Source organism: Streptomyces sp. NPDC002130, assembly GCF_040296465.1.
GTDB lineage: Bacteria > Actinomycetota > Actinomycetes > Streptomycetales > Streptomycetaceae > Streptomyces.
The window spans coordinates 1-1,191 of the sequence record NZ_JBEOXI010001046.1 but is presented as its reverse complement, the minus strand read 5'-3'; the positions used below and the strand labels follow the sequence as shown (position 1 = coordinate 1,191).

Sequence of the window (1,191 nt, the reverse complement as noted above, 5' to 3'; positions counted from 1 at the left end):
GAGATCGTCATCGCCGGGCCGGCAGCCGTCATCGTTCTCCTGACCGGCGTCGTAACTCTCGACGAAGCCCGCGAAGAACTGACGAGCATGGCACCCACCGTCGTCTTCCTGGTTGCCGTGCTGGTTCTCGCTCATGCCGCGGACGCTCTCGGCGTCTTTCGCTGGGTCAGCCAGATCCTGCAGCAAAGATCCCTCGCGGATCCACACCGGTTGCTGATTTACGTTTTCGGCGCCGCTGCCCTGACCACGGCGGTGCTGAGCCTCGACGCCACCGTCGTGCTGCTGACGCCCGCAGTGATCGCGGCCGCACGATCCATCGGAGCAAGTCCGCGGCCCCATTCCTATGCCAGTGCGCACCTGTCGAACTCGGCGTCGACGCTCCTGCCGGTGTCGAACCTGACCAACCTCATCGCTTTTGCTGCAACAGGTTTGACGTTCTTGCACTTCACGGCATTGATGGCGTTGCCGTGGATCGTGACGATCGCTGTCGAATATCTGATCTTTCGACTGTTCTTCCGCTCGGAACTCGTGCGGGACGACAGCGCAGATCCGCCTGCGGCAGCCAGATCTGCGCCTGCGCCGATTCTGCCGCTGACGGTGATCGGACTGACGCTGCTCGGTTTCGCGGTTTCGGGTTTCTTCGGGATCGAACCCGCCTGGATCGCCGTGGTGGGTGCGAGTGTCCTGGGAGCGATCGCTCTGGCTCGGCACCGTACGACCGCCGCCAAGATGATCTACGCTGCCGACCTCTGGTTCTGCGCGTTCGTCCTGGTTCTCGGGATCATCGTCGCCGGCGTCGCGAACGGGCCGGTGGGCGAATGGATTGCGCAGATCCTGCCAGGCGACACCAGCTACGGATCACTGCTCTTTGTCGCCGCGGTAGCGGCGGTTGCGTCCAATCTCGTCAACAACCTGCCGGCAACCTTGCTGATGATCGCGGCACTCGGAACGGCGGCACCTCCAGCTCTGGTGCTCGCGATGTTGATCGGCGTCAACCTCGGCCCCAACCTCACCTACGTGTTTTTGTCGCCAACGAAGGCCTGATCAAACAGCTGCCGTCGGTAGAACCACTTGGCGGGCGTGCTGCCCCCCGCGCCCTGGACGTCGGCGTTGAAGACGCTCGGGATGATGTAGTTCGGGTTCAGCTCGTCCTCGGTCACCACGTCCGCGAGGGCGGTCGCGGCGGCCAGC

The 1,191-nt window shown here is 63.9% G+C and carries 1 protein-coding gene; it reads left to right on the top strand.

The window, feature by feature from the left end; genetic code table 11:
* A partial coding sequence (locus ABT116_RS48230; protein ID WP_351647853.1) for an SLC13 family permease occupies window positions 1–1,044 on the top strand: 1,044 nt, incomplete at its 5' end.
* Window positions 1,045–1,191: the final 147 nt, after the last annotated feature.